This is a genomic window from Pseudomonas sp. GV105 (assembly GCF_003058185.1).
GTDB classification, from domain to species: Bacteria; Pseudomonadota; Gammaproteobacteria; order Pseudomonadales; family Pseudomonadaceae; genus Aquipseudomonas; species Aquipseudomonas veronii.
In genome coordinates this window covers 327,386-352,810 of record NZ_QBUF01000002.1, presented here as the reverse complement: position 1 = coordinate 352,810, position 25,425 = coordinate 327,386, and the positions used below count along the sequence as shown (strand labels likewise).

Annotated in this window: 29 protein-coding genes; 8 read left to right on the top strand and 21 right to left on the bottom strand. The window is 61.4% G+C overall.

What is annotated here, in order from left to right; genetic code table 11:
• The first annotated feature begins 299 nt into the window (after positions 1–299).
• The gene (locus C8K66_RS05365) at positions 300–1,496 is read left to right on the top strand and encodes an MFS transporter (protein ID WP_026140344.1); all 1,197 of its coding nucleotides are present in this window, start codon (positions 300–302) and stop codon (positions 1,494–1,496) included.
• 30 nt (positions 1,497–1,526) lie between these two features.
• Here the strand turns inward: C8K66_RS05365 and C8K66_RS05360 are convergent, their stop codons facing one another.
• Positions 1,527–3,077, bottom strand: coding sequence for a M10 family metallopeptidase C-terminal domain-containing protein (locus C8K66_RS05360; protein ID WP_256590906.1), 1,551 nt, complete (start codon positions 3,075–3,077; stop codon positions 1,527–1,529).
• A 461-nt stretch (positions 3,078–3,538) separates the two neighbouring features.
• Between C8K66_RS05360 and C8K66_RS05355 the strand changes: the two genes are divergently transcribed.
• On the top strand, positions 3,539–4,420 hold the full coding sequence (locus C8K66_RS05355) for a LysR family transcriptional regulator (protein ID WP_108524411.1): 882 nt from the start codon (positions 3,539–3,541) through the stop codon (positions 4,418–4,420).
• Here the strand turns inward: C8K66_RS05355 and phnN are convergent.
• The 14 genes from phnN to ccmA form a co-directional block, all read right to left on the bottom strand.
• Positions 4,409–4,972: a phosphonate metabolism protein/1,5-bisphosphokinase (PRPP-forming) PhnN gene (gene phnN / locus C8K66_RS05350; RefSeq protein WP_017849448.1), complete on the bottom strand. Its 564-nt coding sequence runs from the start codon at positions 4,970–4,972 to the stop codon at positions 4,409–4,411. The two genes, C8K66_RS05355 and phnN, sit on opposite strands and share 12 nt — an antisense overlap.
• 168 nt (positions 4,973–5,140) lie before the next feature.
• On the bottom strand, positions 5,141–5,737 hold the full coding sequence (locus tag C8K66_RS05345) for a LysE family translocator (RefSeq protein ID WP_046384216.1): 597 nt from the start codon (positions 5,735–5,737) through the stop codon (positions 5,141–5,143).
• Entirely contained in the window at positions 5,738–5,905 is a 168-nt protein-coding gene (locus tag C8K66_RS31535) for a rubredoxin (protein ID WP_017849446.1), read from the bottom strand.
• A 32-nt stretch (positions 5,906–5,937) separates the two neighbouring features.
• Positions 5,938–6,750 carry an iron-containing redox enzyme family protein gene (locus C8K66_RS05335; protein WP_108524410.1) on the bottom strand — a complete coding sequence of 271 codons (813 nt, stop codon included), beginning with the start codon at positions 6,748–6,750 and terminating at the stop codon, positions 5,938–5,940.
• Between the two features lie 1,010 nt (positions 6,751–7,760).
• On the bottom strand, positions 7,761–8,156 hold the full coding sequence (locus C8K66_RS05325; protein ID WP_017849443.1) for a hypothetical protein: 396 nt from the start codon (positions 8,154–8,156) through the stop codon (positions 7,761–7,763).
• Positions 8,157–8,171: 15 nt separating this feature from the next.
• Positions 8,172–9,356, bottom strand: a complete 1,185-nt coding sequence (ccmI, locus tag C8K66_RS05320; protein ID WP_108524409.1) for a c-type cytochrome biogenesis protein CcmI — start codon at positions 9,354–9,356, stop codon at positions 8,172–8,174.
• A complete protein-coding gene (locus C8K66_RS05315) occupies positions 9,349–9,822 on the bottom strand; it encodes a cytochrome c-type biogenesis protein (RefSeq protein ID WP_017849441.1) in 474 nt (157 codons plus the stop codon). The genes ccmI and C8K66_RS05315 overlap by 8 nt, the downstream gene beginning before the upstream one ends.
• Positions 9,819–10,355 (bottom strand): DsbE family thiol:disulfide interchange protein, encoded by a 537-nt coding sequence (locus tag C8K66_RS05310; RefSeq protein WP_017849440.1) that lies wholly within the window; start codon positions 10,353–10,355, stop codon positions 9,819–9,821. Before C8K66_RS05310 ends, C8K66_RS05315 begins: the two co-directional genes overlap by 4 nt.
• Positions 10,352–12,340, bottom strand: a complete 1,989-nt coding sequence (locus tag C8K66_RS05305; protein ID WP_017849439.1) for a heme lyase CcmF/NrfE family subunit — start codon at positions 12,338–12,340, stop codon at positions 10,352–10,354. Before C8K66_RS05305 ends, C8K66_RS05310 begins: the two co-directional genes overlap by 4 nt.
• Before the next feature lie 3 nt (positions 12,341–12,343).
• Positions 12,344–12,799: a cytochrome c maturation protein CcmE gene (ccmE, locus tag C8K66_RS05300; RefSeq protein WP_017849438.1), complete on the bottom strand. Its 456-nt coding sequence runs from the start codon at positions 12,797–12,799 to the stop codon at positions 12,344–12,346.
• Positions 12,796–12,972, bottom strand: a complete 177-nt coding sequence (ccmD, locus tag C8K66_RS05295; RefSeq protein ID WP_017849437.1) for a heme exporter protein CcmD — start codon at positions 12,970–12,972, stop codon at positions 12,796–12,798. The genes ccmE and ccmD overlap by 4 nt, the downstream gene beginning before the upstream one ends.
• Positions 12,969–13,724 (bottom strand): heme ABC transporter permease, encoded by a 756-nt coding sequence (locus C8K66_RS05290; protein ID WP_108524408.1) that lies wholly within the window; start codon positions 13,722–13,724, stop codon positions 12,969–12,971. The genes ccmD and C8K66_RS05290 overlap by 4 nt, the downstream gene beginning before the upstream one ends.
• Before the next feature lie 90 nt (positions 13,725–13,814).
• Positions 13,815–14,483 carry a heme exporter protein CcmB gene (ccmB, locus tag C8K66_RS05285; protein ID WP_017849435.1) on the bottom strand — a complete coding sequence of 223 codons (669 nt, stop codon included), beginning with the start codon at positions 14,481–14,483 and terminating at the stop codon, positions 13,815–13,817.
• Positions 14,480–15,115, bottom strand: coding sequence for a cytochrome c biogenesis heme-transporting ATPase CcmA (gene ccmA, locus C8K66_RS05280; RefSeq protein ID WP_017849434.1), 636 nt, complete (start codon positions 15,113–15,115; stop codon positions 14,480–14,482). The genes ccmB and ccmA overlap by 4 nt, the downstream gene beginning before the upstream one ends.
• Positions 15,116–15,315: 200 nt before the next feature.
• Between ccmA and C8K66_RS05275 the strand changes: the two genes are divergently transcribed.
• Together C8K66_RS05275 and C8K66_RS05270 are read left to right on the top strand one after the other, a co-directional pair.
• Complete coding sequence (locus C8K66_RS05275; RefSeq protein ID WP_108524407.1) at positions 15,316–16,899, top strand: flagellar hook-length control protein FliK; 1,584 nt, start codon at positions 15,316–15,318, stop codon at positions 16,897–16,899.
• Positions 16,896–17,225: an EscU/YscU/HrcU family type III secretion system export apparatus switch protein gene (locus tag C8K66_RS05270; protein WP_079443165.1), complete on the top strand. Its 330-nt coding sequence runs from the start codon at positions 16,896–16,898 to the stop codon at positions 17,223–17,225. The genes C8K66_RS05275 and C8K66_RS05270 overlap by 4 nt, the downstream gene beginning before the upstream one ends.
• Positions 17,226–17,292: 67 nt before the next feature.
• Here C8K66_RS05270 and glp read toward each other — a convergent pair whose 3' ends face one another.
• The gene (gene glp / locus C8K66_RS05265; RefSeq protein WP_108524406.1) at positions 17,293–18,519 is read right to left on the bottom strand and encodes a gephyrin-like molybdotransferase Glp; all 1,227 of its coding nucleotides are present in this window, start codon (positions 18,517–18,519) and stop codon (positions 17,293–17,295) included.
• Positions 18,503–19,042, bottom strand: coding sequence for a molybdenum cofactor biosynthesis protein B (gene moaB, locus C8K66_RS05260; protein ID WP_017849430.1), 540 nt, complete (start codon positions 19,040–19,042; stop codon positions 18,503–18,505). Before moaB ends, glp begins: the two co-directional genes overlap by 17 nt.
• 76 nt (positions 19,043–19,118) lie before the next feature.
• On the opposite strand from moaB, the gene mobA reads away from it, so the two are divergent.
• Together mobA and C8K66_RS05250 are read left to right on the top strand one after the other, a co-directional pair.
• Positions 19,119–19,721 carry a molybdenum cofactor guanylyltransferase MobA gene (mobA, locus tag C8K66_RS05255; RefSeq protein WP_057003719.1) on the top strand — a complete coding sequence of 201 codons (603 nt, stop codon included), beginning with the start codon at positions 19,119–19,121 and terminating at the stop codon, positions 19,719–19,721.
• 79 nt (positions 19,722–19,800) lie between these two features.
• Positions 19,801–20,022, top strand: a complete 222-nt coding sequence (locus C8K66_RS05250; RefSeq protein ID WP_017849428.1) for a YgdI/YgdR family lipoprotein — start codon at positions 19,801–19,803, stop codon at positions 20,020–20,022.
• Between the two features lie 54 nt (positions 20,023–20,076).
• On the opposite strand, the gene C8K66_RS05245 is transcribed toward C8K66_RS05250, so the two are convergent.
• From C8K66_RS05245 to C8K66_RS05235, 3 genes are all read right to left on the bottom strand, one after another.
• On the bottom strand, positions 20,077–20,967 hold the full coding sequence (locus C8K66_RS05245) for a pseudouridine synthase (protein WP_046384224.1): 891 nt from the start codon (positions 20,965–20,967) through the stop codon (positions 20,077–20,079).
• A 71-nt stretch (positions 20,968–21,038) separates the two neighbouring features.
• Positions 21,039–21,374 carry a hypothetical protein gene (locus C8K66_RS05240; protein WP_017529348.1) on the bottom strand — a complete coding sequence of 112 codons (336 nt, stop codon included), beginning with the start codon at positions 21,372–21,374 and terminating at the stop codon, positions 21,039–21,041.
• Between the two features lie 74 nt (positions 21,375–21,448).
• A complete protein-coding gene (locus tag C8K66_RS05235) occupies positions 21,449–21,685 on the bottom strand; it encodes a glutaredoxin family protein (protein WP_046384225.1) in 237 nt (78 codons plus the stop codon).
• A gap of 152 nt (positions 21,686–21,837) precedes the next feature.
• On the opposite strand from C8K66_RS05235, the gene C8K66_RS05230 reads away from it, so the two are divergent.
• A complete protein-coding gene (locus C8K66_RS05230; protein ID WP_026140340.1) occupies positions 21,838–23,568 on the top strand; it encodes a monovalent cation:proton antiporter-2 (CPA2) family protein in 1,731 nt (576 codons plus the stop codon).
• On the opposite strand, the gene C8K66_RS05225 is transcribed toward C8K66_RS05230, so the two are convergent.
• On the bottom strand, positions 23,555–24,763 hold the full coding sequence (locus C8K66_RS05225; protein ID WP_026140339.1) for an ammonium transporter: 1,209 nt from the start codon (positions 24,761–24,763) through the stop codon (positions 23,555–23,557). The genes C8K66_RS05230 and C8K66_RS05225 overlap by 14 nt on opposite strands.
• Before the next feature lie 346 nt (positions 24,764–25,109).
• Here C8K66_RS05225 and C8K66_RS05220 point away from each other — a divergent pair, with 346 nt between their 5' ends.
• Positions 25,110–25,424 carry a YqjD family protein gene (locus tag C8K66_RS05220; protein ID WP_017849423.1) on the top strand — a complete coding sequence of 105 codons (315 nt, stop codon included), beginning with the start codon at positions 25,110–25,112 and terminating at the stop codon, positions 25,422–25,424.
• Position 25,425: the final 1 nt, after the last annotated feature.

Here is a 25,425-nt window from a genome sequence, read left to right as displayed (position 1 = left end):
AGCCAATGTGGGGGCTGGCTTGCCTGCGATAGCGTCGCCCGGGTGTGTCCGATACACCGGGGTGTCCGCATTGCAGGCAAGCCCGCCCCCACATTCGTTTGATGCCAAGCATGATCGTCAGGCCGCCGGGTCGCCTGTTTCGGCCGGTGTGTCTGCATGTATCATGGGCGCTCGAAGCCAACGCCAAGGCTTCAGTCATCATTTCACGGCATGAGTGTTATCACCGCTAACAGCCTACTCGTCGCAGTGTCTTGTCTTTACTCTCGCTCGCCATCTTCCTTCGCTTTTATGAGAACACCATGAACGCTACTCCCCACGCTACGAGCACCATGACCCGCGGGATGGTGATGCTGTTTGCGTTTTGCTGCGGCGCCATCGTCGCCAACATCTACTACGCGCAACCGATCATCGAGCTGATCGCGCCGGACATCGGCCTGACGCCCGCCATGGCCAGCCTGATCGTATCGCTGACGCAAATCGGCTACGCCCTGGGCCTGTTCTTCCTGGTGCCCCTGGGTGACTTGCTGGAAAACCGCAAGCTGATGATCAGCACCACCGTGATCGCCATCGCCAGCCTGCTGGGTGCGGCGTTTACCGAGCAACCGAACCTGTTCCTGCTGGTGTCGTTGTTGATCGGTTTCAGCTCGGTGTCGGTGCAGATCCTGATCCCACTGGCGGCGCACCTGGCACCTGCCGAGTCCCGTGGCCGCGTGGTCGGCAGCATCATGGGCGGCCTGTTGCTGGGCATCCTGCTGGCGCGGCCGGTGTCCAGTGTGGTCGCCGACCATTTCGGCTGGCGCGCGATGTTCATGGCCGCGGCCGCGTTGATGGCCGTTATCAGCGTGGTCTTGCTGATGACCATCCCCAAGCGCCAGCCCGACCACAGCGCCAGCTATGGCCAATTGCTGCGTTCCCTCGGCACCCTGCTGCGTGAACAACCGCTGTTGCGCCAGCGCGCCTTTTATCAAGGTTGCATGTTTGCCACCTTCAGCCTGTTCTGGACCGCCGCGCCGCTGGAGTTGGTGCGCAACCATGGCCTGAGCCAGACCCAGATCGCAATCTTCGCCCTGGTCGGTGCCATCGGCGCCATCGCCGCGCCCATCGCCGGGCGCCTGGCCGATGCCGGCCACACCCACCGCGCGTCACTGCTGGCCATGGTGTTTGCGGTGCTGAGCTTCCTGCCGGCCTTCGTACACCCGCTGTACAGCGTGATCGGCCTGGCGGTGACCGGCGTGGTCCTCGACTTCTGCGTGCAGATGAACATGGTCCTCGGCCAACGCGCCATCTACGCCCTCGACGCCAACAGCCGCAGCCGCCTGAACGCGCTGTACATGACCAGCATCTTCATCGGCGGTGCCTTCGGCTCGGCGATTGCCAGCAGCGTGTACGAACACGGCGGCTGGCTGGGCGTGATGCTGGTGGGCAGTGCGTTCCCGCTGGTGGCGCTGCTGCGCTTTCTCAGTGCTTCGCGCCACACTTCGGCGGTCACTGCCTGACGGCATGATGCCTCGGGATCGTGGGTGGGGTTACGAGCGCGGCCTGCCACTGGACGATGGGGCGATAATCTGCAGCAGCTGTAACACGAACGCTGACAGCGTCTTGGCAAGCATTTCGATCAGTGCGGACGGCCCGTTTGGGGTTTCACCCGGCGGCGGGGTTGGGGTTGGGGTTGGGGTTGGGGTTGGGGTTGGGGTTGGGGTTGGGGTTGGGGTTGGAGCCGGAGTCGGAGTTGGGGCTGGCGTCGGCACAGACTGAACTTCAGGCTGCGACCCATCCCACCGTACATCGCCAGGCTTGATCTGCCCCTTGCTGTTGATCACCATGTCCGCGTTGCCCGTCCCCTTCAGATCAATGGCCAGGCTCGCCCCCCCCGTACTGGCATCGTGTTTGAGCACCGCTTCACCGGCGCGGCCGCTGAACCGATCGGTAAACACCAGGGCGCGCACACCTGCCGCTTTTAACGCACCCGAGACGTCGATCTTATCGGTACCGCTGGTGAAGTCCTCGATCAGGTCGGGGCTCTGTGCGGCGGAGTCGCTGACGTTATCGTAGACAAACGTATCCGCGCCGCCGCCGCCCCTCAACGTGTCGGCGCCGGCACCGCCCTTGAGGCGGTTGGCCGCATCATTGCCGATCAAGGCATCACGACCGGCACCGCCGATCGCGTTTTCAATAACACATCCCTTGGCGACGGACACATTGCCCTTCAAGCCGCCCACGTCAGAGAACGACTCCGCATTCAGATCGACCTTCTGATCCTGGGAAAACCCGGAAAAATCCAGCGTATCCACACCACCACCATCCCACACACAGAACACCGGTTTGTCCCTGGCGCTGGTAAGGCTCATCACTTCGCGCTCGGTATTGGAGTTGAAACCATAGACGGTGTCGGTCTTGCGGGTCTGGTGGTTGGCGCCATACAAGCGTTGCGCCGCGGCGATATCGTCCATCATCGGGGCAGACGGATTGAGCGATCTGAAGTCATGACCGGATTGATGGCGTTCCGACCAGTAACTCATCACGGTGCGTGCCTTGGTGTCCTGCGCGTAGACCGCGCCGTTTTGGTAGTTGGCACCGTCGCCGTTATAGCGTCCCGGATGTTGCAGGCCAATAGCGTGACCGATTTCATGAATAGCCGTGACCGAAAAGTGACTGCCCAGCGCAGGCGAAGCCGCCCCGCCCCGGGTGCCGATCGTGGCCGCTGTCCGATTCGTGGAACCATGAGGTAAGTCGGCAACCCCCCGGTCGCCGCGAGGGTTGTTGTGGATACTGAGCGCTCCGTCCGTACCGTTTGACTGCTCGCGGAAACTGATATTGGCCACATCCTGCCAGGCTTGCACTGCCTGGTGCACGCGCTGTTTCTGCTGGGCGGTGAAACTCGCGTCGACCGTGTAGTGCAAGTCGATCTTCTGATCGCCGTTACGGTCACGGAAACGATGATTTTCCCGCGTGATTTGTTTGGCCGCCTGGTCCGTCGTAAACGACGGTTTCTTCGAGGCCCCGGCACCAAACGGGCCGGGGTCCGATATCGGAAACCCCATGCGGGAAGTTACAGAAAACAGATCAGGTCCATTCATTGTGCGGCACTCGTATTATTAATGAATACACAAGAACACCGAATCGAATCGATCCGGAGATTAAGTATCAATAACCGCGAGCCGCGTTAAACCAGGCTCATCGTTATCGCCGATAATCTCGCACAGTGAAAAATAGCGGACCAACACTATTTTAGTTTCAGCTGAAACAACCACACGCCGCGTAACATGCAGTCAGACAACCAGGATTTTATTTGCAATTTAAACATCCAACCACACAACCGACTCACCAATACCGGGTTGCTTTTACAATAAAAAAACAAATTCTAAACAAATACCCGTCACTGGCTTACTTCAATTCCCGCCAGACAAAGACATATCCACTTAAGCTTCTTCACGGCGATAAACCCCGCCTGGGAGCGGGTGACAAGCCATAGCCATTCCCCGTAGGCTTTGCGCCGTACTGCGTCGCGATGCGCTCAATCACAAGCAAGGGACACCCGATGGACCGCCTGACCGCCATGGAAACCTTCGTCCACGTTGTCGAAACCGGCTCGTTCTCCGCCGCCGCCAAACGCCTGGGCATCGGCCAGCCCGCGGTGTCGAAGAGCGTCGCGCAGTTGGAAGCGCGCCTGGCGGTGCGCTTGGTACTGCGCTCAACCAGGGGCCTGACGCCGACCGAAGCGGGCCTGGCGTATTTCGAAAAAGCCAAGCGCGCCATCGATGAGGCCAACGAGGCCGACGACGCTGCCCGCAGCGCGGGCGCCGGGCTGTCGGGTAACTTGCGCATCAGCGCCGCCGTGACCTTCGCCAGCCTGCATATCCTTCCGCACCTGGGGCCGTTCCTGGAGCAGTACCCTGGGTTGAACATCGATGTGGTACTCGACGACCACAGCCTCAACCTGGTGGAAGAAGGCATCGACGTCGCCCTGCGCATGGGCAACCTGAGCGATTCGGGGCTGACCGCACGCAAGATCGGGGCGTCGCCCTGCCATATCCTGGGCACCCCGGCCTACTTCGAACGCTTCGGCGAACCCGCCACGCCAGTCGATCTGCTGCGACACCAGGCGGTCATCTACACCCAGGGCGAGGGCGCGCGCTGGACATTTACCCGAGACGCCCGCGAATACCCGATCGTCGTCCATGGCCGCTTGCACATCACAGCGGCGGAAGGGGTGCGCGCGGCTGTGCTGAACCACTTGGGCCTGACCCTGGCATCGGCCTGGATGTTCGCGCCGGAACTGGCCAGTGGCGCGGTGAAGCCGGTGCTGACCGACTGGCATTTGCCGGCGCGGGACTTATGGGCGGTGTTTCCGACAGGGCGGATGGCGAGTGCCAAGGCGCGGGCGTTTGTGGAGTATGTGGAACGGTTGTCAACGCGCTGACGGGTCCAGGTAGCGCAGCAAACACTCGACCGTATGCTCCAGCGGGCCGGAGTTATCCAGCACGAGCAACCCCGCCCCCATGCCGGCCAGCAACTGCGCCGTAAACCGTGCATTACGCGCCAGGCGCGCATCGATATCCGCCACCGACTCACGCCCCCGCGCCAGCAAGCGCTGGCGCAGCGCCGCCTGATCGACACTCAGCAACACCACCAGCAACGCCGGGTAACGCTCGCGGGCCTGCGCCAGGTGGGCACGGGAGCCGTTGACCAGCACATCCTCCCCCGCCGCCAGCCACGCGTCGATGTCCGTGGGTATGCCATAGGACAACCCATTGGCCTGCCAACTCAACGCAAACGCGCCCTCGGCTTGCATCGCGACAAACTGCTCGGCGCTCACCCCCTGTGCCGCCTCGCCCACCGCTTCCGCCGAGCGCGTAATCACCCGACGCACAATGCGGCAGCCACGTTCGGCCAAACGTGGTCGTGCAGCGTCCAACAGGCTGTCCTTGCCCGAACCCGATGGCCCGATGAGATAGATCAACCTGCCCGCCATCAATACACCCTCTTCGCTTGTTTGCAGATTTGTTGCATGACCGACTACGTTTCACGGCGGCGGCCACAGTATCGGATTGCGACACGCTACGCACTCGGTCAGGCGTGCGCGTAGGCGCTTTCATGTTCGGGTGCAGGAACTGTGCACGGTTTCCCGGAAGGCAGAGGGTCAGCCTCCAGACAAAACGCGCGCGCATTGCCACACCGCAAAGCCAATCAATAATCCACCGCTGATACGATTGATCACATCAAGATCAGGATTATCGATCAGCGCAGTCCTGATGAGGCTGCCACCCAGCGCATATAACATCTGGCCTAAAAATGAACCCACCAGAAAACCCGCCAGACTCAGGTAGAGCCCGAGCCCCTCAAACAGCGTGCCGCTGGCAATCACATAGGAGGAGATCGCTACGATAGTGAGTGGGTTCATTAGCGTCAGTAAAAAGACCGGGATAAATCCTGCTGTCGTTTTTACTTGTGCCACAGCTGTATGTTTTGCAAATGTAATGCCCCCCAGATAAAACAGGTAAGCAATTGCCACCCAGGTCAACAGACGGTTATTGGCTAGCCAAAATGCCTTGATTGTCTGCAAACCATAAAATGCGACAGCCGCAAAAACCGCATCTGCAACTGCCGCACCTAGAGCCCCAGGTAGTGCGCCGCGAAAGCCACAGGCGATGGACTGCCTCAGGATGATCAAGGCTATCGGTCCAAAACCTATGGAAAGCATTGTGGCGAATACCATCGAACTCAGAAAACCCTGCATCTAACTCAGAACCTCAATAAACAGCTTTTTCTTCGCTTGGCAGTGCGGGCATTGAAACGCCTCCCCAATCTCATCCCAAGTCGTGCCGGGTTCTATATCGACTAGAGCCTCGCCTGAAGACTCTGAATAAACGTAGTGGCAAATCTGGCACTCATAAGACCGACTCATAATAATGTCCTTCACTATCAGAAGTTCGATTTTCAGGCCAGCCGCCGATTCAAAGCGGCAAACATTTGCTCGAACCCATCCATAAATGCCATCGCCCCGCGCATTGCATGCGGGGCAATAGTTGGATTTTTCTCCAAGTACGAAATCATGATTTCGCGCCCGGTCGCGACATGCATAGGTTCAACCTCACAATGAATCGCAAAGAATGCCAAAACGGGGTCATCTTCGTCGACCAGACCATATTCGCCGGCATATTTTTGAAATCCTTTCAGGAAAAACTGAAACTCTCGTGAGGAAGTCATTTCTGACGCCAAATGAAAACCCAATGCCTCACCTAAAAACTCAGAACGGTACATTCGATGGGTATTATTACCCATGGCGGTGCCCTCAGGAAGAATGTAGTGAGGATTGAACAGCTCAGCATCGGAAAGTCCCAGGTGAGTGGTCAGTTGTTTGAACATTTGATGATGGGTTGGCAACATATGCTTGCTATGTTGATGTAGACCGTATTCATCCACGGATGCGTAAAGAATATGCGCGGCTTTAGCCGTGCCGTGCCACATATCTTCTTTAATCCATTCATCCGTAACGCGCGCAGCCAATGCGACGATTCCAGCCGGAACATCCTTGAAGAAAGCCCAAATAGTTGCAAAAAATAGAGCCCTTTCTGGATGACTTAGTGGCTTATCGGAAATAATTTTCCCAAACGACTCAAGCTCACGTAGGGCAGAGTGCCGCACTATCGCATTTGCGATTTCATTATAACCAGCCTCGCACACTTTATATATTTCACCACGAGTAGTTCTTTCATTTGATCCCGCGCCGATCGGATTCTGAACACTCATATAATTATCCTTGTTTTTATAACAAATGAATTTCAACCCGCCTTTAAAAAGGCATTGCACACAAAATTATTAGCATCACGCCACACATGTCAATCCACAAATCAATTATTTCCAACAAACCTATGAAACATGCGACTTAGAGCCTTGCCATCCGCTACGAACCAACTATGAGCCAACCGCCAAGTTTAAAAAAGACCTCCTTCCTACTCCAACAAAAGTAGGCAACACATAGAAACTTCCTTTTTTATTGAGTGAAACCTCTCATTTAATGGAGTTACATCCCCAACGCCGCATCAACCATCCCCTGACGGGCAATCTCAAACTTCAACTTATGAGCTACCGGGCAGCATAATTACAGGTTTGCAGTTACCCCTCGCTCATCTCGCCCTACCTTTACGGTAGGCGTACTGTGGCGCGCAGGCCTCCTCGGCTCGCTGACCAGCCGCCGTCTCAATCAATACGGATATTGCGGGCGTGTCGCAGATCGCCATCCTGCGGAGTTCAAGTGCGAGTATCACGAAATCAATGTGACCCAGCCCTTCAGCAGTACAGGCGCGGTTTTCCGCCATGCCATCGCAGTAGTTTTCGCCTTGTCTGAAACTCAATTCCCTGGTCACCAAGTACGTGTCCGCAGAGGTGGCATTCATACCTACCTGCTCGCTACAGGGTCCGTCCTACAAGGCGAAGAAAGCAGCAACGCCGCGCCAGCAGCTTGTAGGTGTCGAGCCGATTTTTTCACCCAAACTGTCCGTCTAGGGGCGAATGGCGGCAGTCCGTGTGGAAAGTGCGAAGACAGCACAATCTTTTATCGAACGGCACTTGTTGAGAGTAAGGATGAAGATCCGCCGAATGACGCCATCAGCCTATGACGGACTCATGGCGCTGAGTTCGGAAATCATTTTTATCTGACAGACCTCTATCTCGGACAAGTCCGGCTCCGGCATTGGATCTCCAGCGTTTGAAGGACCACACTGCAGGCATGAAAAAGGCGACCCAAAGGTCGCCTTCTGTCACTGCGCGTACTGCTTGCTCAACCCCGGCGGTACGCCATGCACGTCGGTCTCTTCCCACGGCCCGTCCGGGCTGATGGAGCGGCTCCAGCCGTTGCTCCAGCGGTAGTAGGTGCGCTGGCGGTAGAAGGTGTCGGGCTGGTCTTCCAGCACATACACCTGCATCTTGCCGTCCCAGTGGCTGGCCGCGCCGGGTGGCGGGGCGAAGGTCGGCGACTTGCTCGGTGGCGCTTTCGCGGGTGCGGTGACCGGGCTGGAGGGTCTGGTGGCTGGCTTGGTCGAGGGGCCCGATGGGGGAATGGTCGGGCCGGTGGGTGCCGGAGGTGGGCGGTGGACCGCACAAGCGCTCAAGCCCAATACCAGGCTGAGCAGGGTGATGCGTGCAAGGGCGGTCATAGGCGTTTCCTCGAATTACTTGTCCGGACTGTCGATGGTCAGCTGCTGCAGCGCAGTGGTGGTGCTGGCCAGGGGTTGGCTGCGGCCGATCCACTCGCCAGTGGTCGGTTGACCGGCCCGGGATATGCGCGCAACCAGTTGGACTTCAGGGAAGTTGGACAGTTTCAACTGCGGCATCATTGCGTCGGCATCGCCCAGTTCGACGGTGACCGGCAGGTCGGCGACGGTCACACGCTTGGCCGCCAGCGGCGCCGGCGGGCCGGAGACAGCGCGGGCGAAGATGAACACGCTGTCGCTTGGCAGGGCCTTGGCCTTGATGTCGGCGGAGAGGTCCACGCGCACTTTCATCACAGCTTTTTGGGCGACGGTGCCACCGCTCGCTTTCAGCCGCTCTGCCGCGCGGTCGATCCCGCCTTGCAGGGCGACGCGGGAGTTGTCTTCGGGCGGCAGTTGCGCCAGCAGGCGGCTCCAGTAATCGATCGCCTCCTGGTAGCGCTGGCCTTCAAAGGCCGCGATGCCAAGCAGACCGAGGCTGGTGACTTCTCGCGGGTCGAGCTTGAGGGCTTCGTCGGTCAGGGCCTGGACCTTGGGCGACCACTGCTTGTTGTCGGCGAAGTACTGGGCCTGGGCCCACTGGCCCAACAGCTCCGGCTGGCGCCCGGCCAGGGCCACGGTGCGCTCGAAGACCTTGGCGGCATCGGCAGAGCGGTCCTGGGCCATGTAGGCGCGACCGAGGAAGTACAAGCCTTCTGCCGAATCCGGCTGGGCGGCGGCGGCGCGTTCCAGGCGGTGGGTCATGTCTTCCATGGACACCGGTGGCTGGGAGAATTCGCGGGTCAGTTCGACCTTGTCGCTGGCACCGAAGTGCAGATACAAGCCAATGCCCAGCACAGGCACTAAAACCGCTGCGAGCAACGGCAGCGGTTTGCCCAGACGCGATTCGCGGGGCTTTTCCACGCCTTCGGTGTCGGCCAGCAATTCGCGCGCGGCTTCGGCGCGGCCGGTGTCGAGTTGCGTGGCGTTGAGCACGCCTTCGTCCTGCTGGGTTTGCAGTTCGGCCACGCGTTCTTGATACAGCGCCACGTTCAGCGCGGTGCGATCCTCTTCGCGCTGGGCACGACGGCCGCGCAACACAGGGATCAACAGGAAACTCAGGGCAATCAGAAGCAGCAAACCGGCTGCGAGCCAGAAATCAATCATCAGTCTTGGTGTCCAGCAATTGGTCGAGGCGTTGGCGCTCGTCGGGGGATAGCGCGTCGGAACCATCGGTAGGCGCGGCGCGGCGACGGCGGACGATCACCACCATCACCACCATGCCAGCCAGCAGCAGCCCGGCGGGGCCGAACCAGAGCAGTGCGGTCTTGCCGGTGAGGGCCGGTTTGTAGCGCACGAAATCGCCGTAGCGGTCGACCATGAAGTCGATGATCTGCTGGTTGTCCTTGCCCTCCCCCAACATGCGGAAGATCTCTTTGCGCAGGTCGGCGGCGATGGGCGCGTTGGAGTCGGCGATGTCCTGGTTCTGGCACTTGGGGCAGCGCAGTTCCTTGGTCAGTTCGCGAAAACGCTCACGCTCGGCGTCGTTGGCGAATTCGTAGGTGTCGATGGCGGCGTGGGCCACGCCCGCCAGGCCCAGGGCCAATACGGCAGCAGCTAACCAGCGCTTCATGGCTTGGCCTCGTCGACCAGGGCCTGATACTTGGCGGCCAGTTGTTCGCGCCAGACCACTTCATCGATGACGCCGACATACTTGTCGCGGATCACGCCCTTGGCATCGATAAAGAAGGTTTCCGGGGCGCCGTAGACGCCGAGATTCAACCCCAGGTTGCCGTCTTCATCGCGGATATCCAACTGGTACGGGTTGTGGAATTCCGCCAGCCACTTCAAGGCCGCCGCATTGTCGTCCTTGTAGTTGATGCCGTAGATCACCACGCCGTTCTCGGCGAGTTTGTTCAGCACCGGGTGTTCTACGCGGCAGGAAATGCACCAGGTGCCCCACACGTTGACCAGCGCCGGTTTGCCCAGCAAATCGGCCTGGGTCAGGGTCTTGTCGCCCTGCACCGTCGGCAGGGAAAACGCCGGGAACGGCTTGCCGATCATGGCCGAGGGCAACTCGGCCGGGTCCAGGTACAACCCGCGATACAGGAACACCGCCACCAGCAGAAACAATGCCAGCGGCACGACCATCAACCAACGCTTCATACCGCCGCTCCTTGCAGGCCCAGTGCTTCACGCACCCGGCTCTTGACCTTGACCCGATAGCGCCGGTCCAGCGCCGCGAGCACACCACCCAGACCGGTGAGCAAACCGCCGAACCAGATCCAGCGCACGAACGGTTTGACATGCACGCGCACCGCCCAGGCACCTTCGCCCAGCGGCTCACCCAGGGCGACGTAAAGGTCACGGGTGAAACCGCCGTCGATCCCGGCTTCGGTCATCATCGAACTCTGCACGGTGTACAAGCGTTTTTCCGGGTGCAGCACGGCGACTTCCTTACCGTTGCGGACTACGCGCACAGTGCCTTTGTCGGACGTGAAGTTCGGCCCTTCGAAGTGCTTGGCGCCTTCGAAGATGAAGTGGTAACCGGCCAGGTCCATGGACTCGCCGGGGGCCAGGCGCAGGTCACGCTCGGCGCTGTTCTGGCTGGAGAGCACCACGCCGAGGGCACACACGGCGATGCCGATGTGCGCAATCTGCATGCCCCAATAGCTGCGGGTCAGGGTGGGCAGGCCTTTGATCAGGCCTTTGTGACGGGTCTTGTCGACGATGTCGCGCATGCCGGCCAGCAATACCCAGGCGGCGAGCATGAACGTGGCGAGGACCGCCCAGTTGAAGTCGCCATAAGCGATACCAGCGATCACGGCCAAGGCGGCGCTGCCCAGCAGCACCGGGGTCAGCATGCCCACCAGCCATTTCACCGGGGTGTCTTTCCAGCGCACCAGCACGCCGACGGCCATTACCACCATCAACAAGCCCATCAACGGAATGAACAAGGCGTTGAAATACGGCGGGCCGACCGACAGCTTGGCGCCGGTCAGCGCATCCAGCACCAGCGGGTACAGGGTGCCGAGCAGGATCATCGACGCGGCCACCACCAGCACGAGGTTGTTGCCCAGCAACAGGGTTTCCCGCGACCACAGGTTGAAGCCGACCTGGCTCTTGACCACCGGCGCGCGCAGGGCAAACAGGGTCAGGGAACCGCCGACCACACACAGCAGGAACATCAGGATGAACACACCGCGGGCAGGGTCGGACGCAAACGCGTGAACCGAAGTCAGCACGCCCGAACGCACGAGGAAAGTACCGAGCAGGCTGAGGGAAAACGCCGCGATGGCCAGCAACACTGTCCAACTCTTGAACACACCGCGTTTTTCCGTGACGGCCAGCGAGTGAATCAGCGCCGTACCCACCAGCCATGGCATGAAGGACGCGTTTTCCACCGGGTCCCAGAACCACCAGCCGCCCCAGCCGAGCTCGTAATAGGCCCACCACGAACCCAGGGTGATACCGATGCCGAGGAAGGCCCAGGCGACGATGGTCCATGGCCGCGACCAGCGCGCCCAGGCCGCATCGAGGCGCCCGCCGAGCAACGCGGCGATGGCGAAGGCGAAGGCCACGGAGAAACCCACGTAGCCCATGTAGAGCATCGGCGGGTGGACGATCAGGCCGATGTCCTGCAGCAGCGGGTTGAGGTCATGCCCGTCCACCGGGATCTGCGGCAAGATGCGGCTGAACGGGTTGGACGTCATGATCAGGAACAGCAGGAAGCCGACGCTGATCATGCCCATCACTGCCAGCACCCTGGCCAGCATGACTTGCGGCAGTTGCCGGGAGAAGATCGACACGGCGAAGGTCCAACCGCCGAGGATCAGGGCCCACAACAGCAGCGAACCTTCGTGGGCGCCCCACACGGCGCTGAACTTGTAATACCAGGGCAAGGCGCTGTTGGAGTTGCTGGCCACATAGGCGACGGAAAAATCGTCGGTCATAAAGGCGTAGGTCAGGCAACCGAACGCGAACACCAGGAAGGCAAACTGGCCCCAGGCGGCCGGCTGCGCCAGGCTCATCCACAGGCGGTCGCCGCGCCACGCGCCGAGCAACGGCACCACGGCCTGGACGATGGCGAAGCACAGGGCGAGGATCATCGCCAAATGGCCCAGCTCCGGAATAAACAGTGCGGACGTCATCACTTAGCCCTCCTTGGCTGGAGTTGGAGCGGTTTGGCCGCTGTCTTTCAACGCTTTGGTGACTTCCGGCGGCATGTATTTCTCATCGTGCTTGGCCAGTACTTCATCGGCCACCACCACACCATCGGCATTCAGTTTGCCCAGGGCGACGATGCCCTGGCCTTCGCGGAACAGGTCCGGGAGGATGCCGCGATACGTAATGGTCACGGCCTTGTTGAAGTCGGTGACCACGAAGGTGACGTCGAGAGAATCGCCGGAGCGTTTCAACGAGCCCTTCTCCACCATGCCGCCGGCGCGGATGCGCGTGTCCAGCGGTGCTTCGCCGTTGGCGATCTGGGTTGGGGTGTAGAACAGGTTGATGTTCTCCCGCAGGGCGCTCATCGCCAGGCCCACGGCAATACCGACGCCGGCCAGAATGGCAAGGATGATCAACAGACGCTTTCTACGCAGCGGATTCACTTTTCGGTCTCCCGGCGCAGACGACGCGCCTCTTGTTGCAGGTAACGCTTGCGGGCCAGGATCGGCACGGCAACGTTGAGGGCCAGTACCGCCAGGCAGATGCCGTAGGCCGTCCAGACATACAGGCCATGGTGGCCCATGGCGAGAAAATCACTGAAAGAAGCAAAACTCATCCACGCACTCCCAGGCTGCTCTGCACTTCGGCCTTGACCCAACTGGCGCGGGCTTCGCGCTTGAGCACTTCAAGGCGCATCCGCATCAGCAGCACAGCGCCGAAGAAGCAGTAGAACCCCAGCACCATCAGCAACAGCGGCGCCCACATTTCCACAGGCATCGCCGGTTTTTCGGTGAGGGTGAAGGTGGCGCCCTGGTGCAGGGTGTTCCACCACTCCACCGAGTATTTGATGATCGGGATGTTGATCACACCGACAATCGCCAGCACCGCACAGGCCTTGGCGGCGCTGTCACGATTGCTGATCGCGTTGCCCAGGGCAATCAGACCGAAGTACAGAAACAGCAGGATCAACATGGACGTTAGTCGCGCATCCCACACCCACCACGAGCCCCAGGTGGGTTTGCCCCAGATCGCGCCGGTGACCAGCGACACGGCGGTCATCCACGCACCGATGGGCGCGGCGCATTGCAGGGCGACGTCCGCGAGTTTCATCTTCCACACCAGGCCGACGATGCCGCACACCGCCAGCATCACGTAGCAGGACTGGGCCAGCATTGCGGTAGGCACGTGGATATAGATGATGCGAAAGCTGTTGCCCTGCTGGTAATCCGGCGGCGCGAAGGCCAGGCCCCAGACCAGGCCGAGGCCGATCAGCACTACGGCGGCGATGCTCAACCACGGCAGCAGCTTGCCGCTGATGCCGTAAAACCATTTGGGCGAGCCGAGCTTGTGAAACCAGGTCCAGTTCATTGCTGTTTCCATCACGGTTGCGTCTTGTATTTGCAAGAAGCGTAGGGTCTTTCTTATGTTGAAGAACGGGTTACGCGTAACCCGACTTCATTATTCGCCGACGCTGATCTTCAGGCCGGCGGCTATGGCAAAGGGTGTCAGGGTTACCGCCAGGGCGGTCAGGCTGCCAAGCCACAGGAGGTAACCGGTCGCCGGCATGCCCATGAGCGCGGCTTGCAAAGCGCCGCTGCCGAGGATCAACACCGGGATATACAAAGGCAGAATCAACAAGGCCAGCAGCAGGCCGCCGCGTTTCAAACCCACCGTCAGCGCCGCGCCCACCGCTCCCAACAGGCTGAGCGCCGGCGTGCCGAGCAACAAGGACATGAGCAATACCGGCAGGCATTCACTGGGCAACCCTAGCATCATTGCCAGCAACGGCGAGAGCAACACCAGCGCCAGGCCGGAAAACGCCCAGTGTGCCAGTACCTTGGCCAATACCAGAAGTGGCAGGGGGTGCGACGAAAGGACCCACTGTTCCAGGGAACCGTCCTCGAAATCACTGCGAAACAGCCCGTCCAGCGAGAGCAGCACGGACAAAAGGGCCGCCACCCACACCAGTCCCGGAGACAAGGTTTGCAACAGTTTAGTCTCGGGGCCGACCGCCAGCGGGAACAACGCGATGACAATCGCAAAGAACACCAGCGGATTGGCCAGTTCGGCCGGGCGCCGGCACAACAGCCGCGCCTCGCGGGCCACCAACAGCGCGAACACACTCATACCGACCACCGCCCCAGGTCCAGCTCGCGGTAACCGGCGGGCAGGCGCGTCAGGCTGTGGTGCGTCGTCAGCACGACGAGGCCGCCCTGCTCACAATGCCGCGCCAGATGTTCTTCCAACTGGGCGACACCTTGTTTGTCGAGGGCGGTGAAGGGTTCGTCGAGAATCCACAGCGGCGGGCCGGGCAGATACAGGCGCGCCAGGGCCACACGGCGCTGCTGGCCGGCCGACAAGGTGTGACAGGGCACATCTTCGAAGCCCTTGAGGCCGACGGCGGCGAGTGCCTGCCAGATCGCCTCGCGGCTGGCCGGATGATGCAGGGCGCTGAGCCAGCTGAGGTTTTCCTCGGCGCTGAGCACGTCTTTGATCCCGGCGGCGTGGCCGATCCAGGTGAGGTTGCGGGCCAGCTCGGTGCGTTGTTCGTTCAGGGGCTTGCCGTTGAGCCGCACTTCGCCCGCCGTGGGCTGCATCAACCCGGCCAGCAAACGCAGGAGGCTGGTCTTGCCGCTGCCGTTGGGCCCGCTGATCTGCACCATGTCACCGCCCGCCAGGCGCAGGTCGAGGTGCTCGAACAGCAGGCGCAGGTCGCGTTCACAGGCAAGCGCTACGGCTTCAAGAAGAGGGCTGGTCAAAAGATCGCGGGCCTTTACGGTTCAAGTCGGCGGTGCTGCGGCCGTTATAGAAAGGAGCACAATAACGGCTTTGGCGACCGATTTTAGAGAGCTGGATCAAATAGTTGTGAGGTTTTTACCGCTCTCATGGCAGACGGGCCGCATTATACATGCGATGCCCTACGCTAAAGAGGGCTATTTCCCCTGAGACGACACGCACGATGACCGGTGAGATCAACCTTCCTACGCTTTCTCCTGCCCCGACAGCCGGGCCGGCCCCTGCGCCGGCGCCAGCAACCGGTGAGTTGCTGAAACTGCTGGAGCCGCAGATCGGCTTGATCGACCCGGGAAAAACCGCGAACGCCGAAGTCATCGCACTTAAACAAGGCGGCGAAGCCTTTCAGTTGCTGCTCAAATTGACCCTCGACGGTGGCCGCCAGACGCTGGTGCAGGCCAGCAGCCCGCAACCCTTGCCGCTGGGCAGCAATGTGGCGGTGAGCCAGACGTCCGCCGGTAACCTGACCCTCAGCCTGCAGCAGGCCTTGAGCGCCAACGTCGCCGCCCTCACCCACATCGACACCACACAAATGCCGGCGGGCACCTTGCTGCAAGCCAAAGTCCTGACCAGCCAAGCGCTGCCCCAAGGCACCACGCAACCGACGATCTACCGTTCGTTGGTGACAGTCCTCAACAGCGCCCTGGCCGGCACGACCCTGACCCTGGAAAGCCCGCAACCGCTACGCGTCGGCAGCCTGCTCAGCGCTGTGGTACAGGACACGCAGACCCTGAACTTTGTGCCCTTGAGCGGGCTCAAGGATCAACTGGCCGTGACCCAGCAACTCGCCACCCAGCAAAGCCGCCAGGGCTCGTTGGATGCGGTGTTCACCGCGTTGCAACGCCTGCCCCAGGACGACAGTACGTCCGTCGAACTGCGCTCGGCCGCCACGCGGCTGCTCGCGGCATTGCCCGACCTGGCGCAAGTCAGCAATCCCAAGGTGCTGGCGCAAGTCATCCAGAACAGCGGCGCGTTTCTTGAAGCCAAGTTGCTGGCCGGGCAAAACCCGCAAATTCCACCGCTGGATATGAAAGGCGCGCTGTTGCGCCTGGTCGCCGATCTGCTGCCCGCCCTGCCCGTCAGCACCAACCTCAATGCCATCCTCGCCGCCAACACCCTGGCCCAGATACTGCCCAACTTCGTGCGCAGCCCGCTGAACACCCTCGGGCAGATCAGCGCCCGCCAGGCACCCGCCGGTTTTCCATTGCCGGAGCGGCTGATGCAACGCCTGGAAGGCGAAGGCGACCTGGAGAACCTGCTGCGCCTGGCCGCCGGGGCCATCTCGCGGTTACAGAGCCATCAGCTGTCGAGCCTGGAACAGACCGGCACCACCGCCGACGGCCGCCTGCAAACCACCTGGCAGCTGGAAATTCCCATGCGGACCCTGCAGGACATCGTGCCGCTGCAGGTCAAGTTCCAGCGCGAAGAGCCCGCGCAGGACAAGGACCAGCCTGAACGCAAGGACAAAAAAGACCCCAAGCAGATGCTCTGGCGCGTGGAACTGGCCTTCGACATGGAGCCGCTGGGGCCGTTGCAGGTCCAGGCGCAGTTGTCGCAGGGCAAACTGTCGAGCCAGTTGTGGGCGACGCGACCGTTCACCGCCAGTTTGATCGAAAGTCACTTGGGCAGTTTGCGCGAGCGCCTGGTGACGTCGGGCATCAATGTCGGCGACCTCGACTGCCACCTCGGCACGCCGCCACGCGGGCCGAAAACCGGATTGGAGCAACGCTGGGTGGACGAAACCGCATGAACAACGCCAACCCACCGCGCCAGGCCATCGCCCTCAAGTATGACGGCCAACAAGCGCCGACCCTGACCGCCAAGGGCGACGATGCCCTGGCCGAAGCGATCCTCAAGCTGGCGCGGGAAAACGAAGTGCCCATCTATGAAAACGCCGAGCTGGTGAAGCTGCTGGCGCGCATGGAACTGGGCGACAGTATCCCGGAAGAGTTGTACCGCACGATCGCCGAGATCATTGCGTTTGCCTGGACGTTGAAGGGCAAGTTTCCGGCGGGGTACGACCCGCACGCCGCGCCGGTCGAGCGTGATGTCACCGAGCGTGGCGACGACTACTGAGTAGCCCCAGACAAACAACAATCCAAATGTGGGAGGGGGCTTGCCCCCTCCCACATTCAGATCGGCTTCAGTTCAGGACTTCGCTCAGGGGAATGAAATTCACCCGGTCGCCCATCGCCAGCGTCGTCCCTTCCAGCACCTCCACCAACCCTTGCGCCCACGCCGCGCTGCGCAGCACGCCGGAGCTCTGGTTGCGATAGATGACCGCCTTGCCCTGCTCGATGCGCCCGCGCAAATATTCGCGGCGGTTGCCCGGCTTGGGCCAGACGAACCCCGCCGGCACCTCGAACCGCAGCGGCTCGACCTGCGCCACACCTTGGCGGCACAGCAGATAGGGGCGTGCCAACAGGGCAAACGTCACCAGCGTCGACGCCGGATTGCCCGGCAGGCCGATCACCGGCACGCCACGGAAATGGCCGAAGGTCAGCGGCTTGCCCGGTTTGATCGCGAGCTTCCACAAGGCCAGCTCGCCTTCTTCACGCAGGGCAATGCCGAGAAAATCCGCCTCGCCCACCGACACACCGCCGGTCGACAGAATCAAGTCAACCGCGCCCAGGCCCGCCAGACACGTGCGCGTCTGGTCCAGGTCATCGGGAAGAATGCCCGCATCGATCACTTCGCATCCCAGGCGCTCCAGCCAACTGCACAGCACGCGACGGTTGCTGTTGTAGATCTGCCCTGGGCCGAGGGGCAGGCCGGGCTCGATCAACTCATCGCCGGTGGACAGCACCGCGACCCGCACGCGGCGCACCACGGCCAATTGGTCGAGACCGAGGGACGCAGCCAGGCCGAGTTCGATCGGCCCCAGGCGCGTGCCCGCGGTCAGCACCACTTCGCCGACGGTGGTTTCCTGCCCTTGCGGGCGAATGTTCTGACCAATATGCAACGGCTCGGTAAAGCTCACACGCGCGTCGGCGTGGACCACGGTGTTTTCCTGCATTTCCACGCAGTCCGCGCCTTGCGGCACGGGCGCCCCGGTGAAGATGCGCGCGCAGGTGCCGGCAGCCAATGGCGCGGGGGCCTGACCGGCGAAGATGCGCTGGCTCACCGCCAACGGTTCGCCCGTCCAGTCCGCCAGGCGCATGGCATAACCGTCCATGGCGCTGTTGGGCCACGGCGGCAGATCGAGGGTGGAGATCAAATCCTGCGCCAGTACGCGGCCATCACCTGCAGCCAGGGGCAACACCTGCTGCTCGCGAATCGGCGCGGCCTCGGCCATCTCGAGCAAGCGTTGCAGGGCTTCTTCCACCGGCATCAAGGCGCCGGTCTTGCCCGGCTTATCCACGGGATTCACAGGGTTCGGCCTGCTTCAGGTGCGGTACGAAGTTGCAGGGGCGGTGACGGTTGTCCAGTTGCTCGGCGAGGATGCCGTCCCAACCGGTACGCACGGCGTTGGTCGAACCCGGCAGGCAGCACACCAGGGTGCCGTTGGCCAGGCCAGCCAGGGCGCGGGATTGCACGGTGGAGGTGCCGATGTCGGCCACGGAGATCTGGCGGAACAGCTCGCCAAAGCCGTCGACCTGTTTGTCCAGCAGGCAGCTCACCGCTTCGGGCGTGCTGTCGCGGCCGGTGAAGCCGGTGCCACCGGTGATCAGCACGACCTGCACCACGTCTTCGGCGATCCAGTGGGCCACCTGGGCGCGAATCTTGTAGAGGTCGTCCTTGAGCAGCACGCGCTCGGCCAGGAGGTGGCCGGCGGCGATCAGGCGGTCGACGAAAACCTGGCCCGAGGTGTCGGTGTCCAGAGTGCGGGTGTCGCTGACCGTCAGTACAGCGATATTCAGGGGTACAAAGGGCGCATCTGCCTTGGCTTTCATGGCACGGTCCGGTTGTCGAAGGAACAGCCCGATGTTATATCACAGGCCCCTATTTACCTGCCGCTGCGGAACCCCCATGCCCGACGATTCTTCGCCTCTGCCCTGTTCGATTCTGCTGTTGGCCGGTGGCCGCGGCCAACGCATGGGCGGACAAGACAAAGGCTTGCTGGAATGGCAGGGTCAGCCATTGATCGCGCACTTGCACCACTTGGTGCGCCCACTGACCGACGACCTGATCATCTCGTGCAACCGCAACCCGGACCGCTACACGCCGTATGCCGACCAGTTGGTGAGTGACGACAGTACGGATTTCCCCGGGCCGCTGGCCGGTATCCGCGCAGGCTTGAACGCCGCCCGCCATGAGCACTTACTGATTTTGCCGTGCGATGTGCCGCATCTTGACGCTCGACTGCTCGCCGACCTGCGCAAGACGGCGCAGCGCAATCTGCGGCTGCCGGTGATGGTGCGCCACGGTGAATTCTGGGAACCGTTGATCTGCATCATCCCCACCCACCTGCAAAGCGCGGTAGAACAGGCCTGGCAAGCCGGTGAGCGCAGCCCGCGCAAGATCTTCCTGCAGTTGGGAGGCATCGGGCTGGAATGCCCGGCAGATGATCCGCGCCTGGCCAACCTGAACACGCCTGCGCTGTTACACACCAGGCCCGACGTGTCAGAATGAACCCCGCACAAGGAACTTTGTCGACGCGCCACGCGTCACACAGTCAGCAATCAAAAAGAATTTTCTTGGAGACACACTCATGACTCAACGGACCATCGCCGCTTTCATGCTTGCACTGGGCCTCGCTACCCTTGCCGGTTGCGCCTCGCCGACAGTGATCACCCTGAATGACGGTCGCGAAATCCAGGCTGTCGATACCCCGAAATACAATGAAGATACGGGTTTCTACGAATTCGAACAGCTTGACGGCAAGCGCACCCGCATCAACAAGGATCAAGTGCGTACCGTTAAAGACCTGTAAGCCGCAACGCTTGCATACAAGGCCCGCCTCGCGCGGGCCTTGTCGTTTCTGCGGTTACCAGTCGAGCGTGATCTGGCTGCGGAAACTGCGTTCTGCACCCGTGACCGGATCGATAAAACGCACCCCCTGGGCGAGCAGCTTCAAGGGATTGGCGTAGTCGTCCACGGCATCCTTGATCACCTCGGGGTAGAACGGGTCATTGCAAATGCTCGCGCCGAGCGCCGTCATGTGTACACGCAACTGGTGCTTCTTGCCGGTCACAGGGAACAGCCCATAGCGCCATAAGTCGCCGTGGGTTTCGCGCACTTCCACGGCCGTTTCGGTGTTGCTGGCGCCCGGCCCTTCCTGCATGCGAAAGAACGGCTCGCCATCCACCAGACGGCTTTTGTGGACCAGCGGGAAGGTCAGGTTCGGCAAGGCAGGGGCGATAGCCTCGTAGAACTTGTCGATTTGACGCGTGGGAAACAACTGCTGATAGGCCGAGCGGCTTTGCGGGTTGGCCGAGAACAGCACCAGCCCCGCCGTATGCCGGTCGATACGGTGCAGGGGCACCAGGGACGGGTTGTCCAGGCGGCGGATCAGGCGGCGCAACAGGGTTTGCTCGACGTACTCACCCGCCGGGGTGACGGGCAGAAAGTGTGGTTTGTCCGCCACCACCAGGTGTTCGTCGGCGTACAGGATGGTTTCCTGCACCGGGATGACTTTTTCGTTCGGCACTTCGCGGAAGTAGTAGATGCACAGGCCTTCCTTGTAGGCCAGGTCCAGGCGGATCGGGCTACCCTGCAGATCCAGCACCCGGCCACGGGCGATGCGGTCCAGCCACTGCGTGCGGCCGATCGCCGGGAAATGCTCGCACAGGCAGTCGAGCACCGTCGCCCAAGGGCCAGGCGGCAAGTACAGGGTGCTGGCTTGATGCTGGGACGCGGAAAAACCGGAAGTGGACATGCAGATGCTCGAAGCCTGGGAAACAGGCCGGCATTATCCCGCATGGAGCGGGATTGAGCCTAGGGCGGATCTCAGGCCTTGGCCAATTGCGCCCGCAGGATCGGCGAAGCACTGGCGGCCTCGGTAAATTCCTTGAGCCAGCGCAGCACGTCCACCGCTTCCCAACGGCCCGGATCATATAGCGCGTACAGCAAGCCCTGGTAACCCACCACATCCAACTGCTTGTGATAACCGGCGCGTTGGAACAGCGCTTCGATCTCGGCAAAGCAGGTATTGAAATGCACTTTGTTAAACGGCGTCTTGCCTTCCGTGACCAGGCCGTCGAGGCGCAGCTCGTTCACCGCATCGCGCACGACGTCGGCGGACATGCGATTAACGCTGCTTTTCAGTTGTTCAACATTCACCACGGGCGTTCCCTCTATTCAATCGCTGTACAAACATACAGTAACCCAATATTGAGAAAGCTGCCATCGCCCAAGCGCTAGAATAGGAAGGCCACCACCTGCTCCGTGTCGAACGGCCACCCCAGTTCAGCCCCGGTATCCACCCGGCGCAGCACCGGAATCGTTAGGCCATAGGCTTCAAACAAGGCTTCGGAATCGGCGATATCCACCAGCTCAACCAGCAACCCATGTTCGACCAACGGCATGATTTCTGCTTCGGCGAGCTCACACAGATGGCAACCCGAAGTAGTGAACAACTGGCATTCAGGAGGCATGACGACAGGACCTGATCAGGGATAGGCGCCCATTTTAGGCCGACTCTATAGCGCTGGCGAGCCGATAAACCCTGACCCAGATCACCATGCCCTATAACTGATTCAGCGATTCTCGCGGCTTTTTGTCCGCTCGCCCTGCAACGGAGACGTTTGTGTTCGCCAACCTGCTGATCATTCTGGCCTCATCCCTGGTGGTGATTGCGCTGTTTCGCCGGCTGCAATTGCCGCCCGTGCTGGGCTACCTGTGCGTGGGCCTGGCCGTGGGGCCGACCGCCCTCGACTGGGTGAATGACAGCGAAAACCTGCCCGACCTCGCCGAGCTGGGCGTGGTATTCCTGCTGTTTTCCCTTGGCCTGGAGTTCTCCCTGAGCAAGATGTTCGCCCTGCGCCACGTGGTATTTGGCCTGGGCAGCTTGCAAGTGCTGGGCTGCGGGTTGCTGCTGGGAGGCCTGTTGATGGCCTTTGGCGTGTCGCCGAACATCGCCTTGATGCTCGGTGCGGGGCTGGCGTTGTCGTCCACGGCCATTGTCAGCAAAGAGCTGAGCAGCCTCGGGGAAATCTTCAGCAGCCACGGCCAGAACGCGATTGGCGTGCTGCTGTTCCAGGATGTAGTGGCGGTGTTGCTGCTGACCCTGGTGCCGGTGTTCGCCGGTGGCAGCGAGCAGGCCTGGTACTGGGCACTGCCGTTGACGCTGGCCAAGACATTGTTGTTGTTCGTCGGCCTGTTGCTCGCCAGCCGCTGGTTATTGCCGCGTCTGTTCCATGAAGTCGCCGCCTCCCATTCGGCCGAGCTGTTTGTGCTGCTGGCGCTGGTGATCGTGTTGCTGACCGCCTGGCTCACTCACTTGCTGGGCCTCTCCCCGGCGCTTGGTGCGTTCCTGGCCGGCATGCTGCTGGGGGAAAGCCATTACCGGCATCAGATCGAGGCGGATATCCGGCCGTTTCGCGACATTCTGCTGGGGCTGTTTTTCGTCAGCATCGGCATGCTCATCGACCTGCAACTGTTCATCAGCCACAGCCTGCTGATCCTCGGCCTGACCTTCACGCTGATGCTGACCAAGGGCTGCGTGGTCGCGGCGCTGGTCAAACTGCGCGGCAGCGACCGCGAAACCGCCTGGCGCAGCGGCCTGGCCCTGGCCCAGGGCGGCGAGTTCTGTTTTGCGCTGATGGCGCAGATGCAACAGAGCCGGCTGATTCCGGATGAGTTCAACGGCTTGCTGCTGGCCGCCACCTTCTGCTCGATGCTGCTGACCCCGCTTTTGCTGCGCGCGGCACCGGGCATTGCCCTGCGCCTGCACCGTAAACCCAACCAGCAGGTGCAACTCGAAGCCATCACCGCGCTCAACGCCGAGTTACGCGACCATGCGGTGATCTGCGGCTATGGCCGCGTCGGGCAATCCATCGGGCGCTTTCTGCACCACGAAAAACAGGCGTTTATCGCCCTGGATGACAACCCGGAACGGGTGCAGGAAGCCGCCACCGAAGACAACAGCGTGCATTACGGCGACTGCCGCCGTGGCGCCCTGCTCAGCGCGGTCGGCCTGGAGCGGGCGCGGCTGGTGGTGATCGCCGTGGATAACACCGAAGTCGCCCTGCTGGTGCTGAAGGAAGCCCGCCGGATCAACGCCGACGTACCGATCCTGGTACGCACCCGCGACGACAGCCAATTAGCCGAACTGAAAGCCGCGGGCGCCAGCGAAGTGGTGCCCGAGCTGCTGGAGTCGAGCCTGATGCTCGCCTCCCACGCCCTGATCCTGCTGGGCCTGCCGGACCAGCAGGTGCAAGCGCGGGTCGATGAGGTGCGGCATAACCGCTACCGTCTGCTGCACGGCTTCTACCCGCGGGCGGCCCCTGACGAAGAGGCGCCGATCAATCCTGACTGATCGCACCGATCTTGTGGATCGACAGGTCCGCGCCGTAGTACTCCTCTTCCTGGCTCAGGCGCAGCCCGTGTACGCGCTTGATCACGCCATACACCAGCAGGCCGCCGGCAAACGCCACCAGCACACCCAACGCGGTGCCGATCAATTGGCTGATCAGGCTGACCCCGCCCAACCCGCCAAGGGCGGTCTGGCCGAAGATGCCGCAGGCAATGCCACCCCACACGCCACACAGGCCATGCAACGGCCAGACACCCAGCACATCGTCGATCTTCCAGCGATCCTGGGCGGCGATGAAGCACCACACAAACAAGCCACCGGCGACAACCCCCGTGACCAATGCGCCCACCGGATGCATCAGGTCGGAACCGGCACAAATCGCCACCAGCCCGGCCAGCGGGCCGTTGTGCAGGAAGCCGGGGTCATTGCGGCCAATCACCAGCGCCGCAACCGTACCGCCGACCATGGCCATCAGCGAGTTGACCGCCACCAGGCCGCTGACGCCGTTCAGGGTTTGTGCGCTCATCACGTTAAAGCCGAACCAGCCGACAATCAGAATCCAGGAGCCCAGCGCCAGGAACGGGATGCTCGACGGCGCAAACGCGACCAGGCGCCCTTCGCGATAACGCCCGTTGCGCGGCCCGAGCAACAGCACCGCCGCCAACGCCAGCCAGCCGCCCATGGCATGCACCACCACGGAACCGGCGAAGTCATGGAAGCTGGCACCGAAGGTCGCGAGCAACCAGGCCTGCACGCCGAAATTGCCGTTCCACACCATGCCTTCGAAAAACGGGTAGATAAACGCCACGATCAGCGCGGTAGCGCACAGTTGCGGAACAAATCGTGCACGCTCGGCAATGCCCCCGGAAATGATCGCCGGAATCGCCGCGGCAAAGGTCAGCAGGAAGAAGAACTTCACCAGACCATAGCCGTGATCGGCACTGATCACTGCCGCCGGTTGCATGAAGCTCACGCCATAAGAGATCCAATAGCCTATAAAGAAATAGGCCAGGGTGGAGATCGCGAAGTCACTGAGGATTTTCGACAGGGCGTTGACTTGGTTCTTCTGACGCACGGTGCCGACTTCGAGGAAGGCAAAACCGGCGTGCATGGCCAAAACCATGACCGCACCGATCAGAATGAACAGGGTGTTGGAGCTGTGGACGAGGGTGTCCACTGCGCTTTGCAGATTTTCCATGGAGGTTGGCAGGCCTGCGATAAAGGCAAAAAGCACCAAAGCGGTTCAAACCGGCGTTTCGCGCACTAAATTGGTACCACCGGCTCCGCCCCTCTTCTGAGGGCGTGAACCGCTTTAGCGCAGCGATCAGCACAACCGGCCATTCCCGACAGGGTTTTTCCGCGAGTTTCAGTTATATAGGGTAAGGTTTTCACCGGTTTGCGGCCCAACCGCCCAGATTCAGCGCAGACCCAGGGGCCTGCGCACCAAGGCAAAGCAAAAGCTGTACCAGTCATTTGCAATGAACCTTCACCGATACCGGTGACTCGAAACCACACGTACCGATCAGCCACTCACGGAGATAACCATGGCCAGCAAAACAGCACAGACGGCTCAAGAAATACTGATGGCGGATTTTCAAACGCTGGTCAGTGATACTGAAAAGTTGCTGGACGACACCGCCATCCTGGCCGGTGACCAGGCCGACGAGCTGCGCGCCAAGATCCACGACAGCCTGCTCAAGGCCCGTGAAACCCTGCAACTGACCGAAGACTCCCTGCGCGACCGCAGCAAGGCCGCCGTCACCGCGACCGAAGATTATGTGCAGGCCAACCCTTGGCAATCAGTGGGCATTGCCGCTGGCGTGGGCTTCTTGATCGGTCTGTTGGCTACAAGGCGCTAAT